Consider the following 619-nt stretch of genomic DNA (forward strand, 5'->3'; position numbering starts at 1 on the left):
GATGTCGTCGGCGAAGCGGACGGCGTCGCGGACGTGGCGTACCCAGTACTCGGGGTCGGTGATGTCCTTGAGGACCGGGATCGAGGGCTCGTGGTAGGTGAGGGATGCGGCCACGGTCCGGAACTCGTCGAGCATCGGCTCCATGAGCGGCGAGTGGAAGGCGTGCGAGACCTTCAGACGGGTCGTCTTACGGCCTTCGGCCTCGAAGTGCGCCTTGATGGCCAATGCCTGGGTCTCGTCGCCGGAGATGACCACGGCGGTGGGTCCGTTGATCGCGGCGATGGTGACGGTGTCGGTGTCGGTGAGGTGCGGGGTGACCTCGTCCTCGGTGGCCTGGATCGCCACCATCGCCCCGCCCTCGGGCAGGGCCTGCATCAACTTGCCGCGCGCCGAGACCAGTTGGACCGCATCCGGCAGAGACAGGACTCCGGCCACGTGCGCGGCGGCGATCTCCCCGATCGAATGCCCGGCCAGGAAGTCGGGCCGTATGCCCCAGGACTCGACGAGGCGGTACAGCGCGACCTCGATGGCGAAGAGGGCGGGCTGGGTGAACTCGGTGCGGTTGAGCTTCTCCGGGTCCTCGCCCCAGATCACCTCCCGCAGCTCGCCGCCGACCTCG

The 619-nt window shown here is 68.7% G+C and carries 1 protein-coding gene; it reads right to left on the reverse strand.

From position 1 onward, the window contains the following. Positions 1–619: acyltransferase domain-containing protein (locus tag ACFQVC_RS42480; protein WP_381842168.1), on the reverse strand; the 619-nt coding region annotated here is incomplete at both ends.

This window comes from Streptomyces monticola (genome assembly GCF_042665355.1).
GTDB lineage: Bacteria > Actinomycetota > Actinomycetes > Streptomycetales > Streptomycetaceae > Streptomyces > Streptomyces monticola.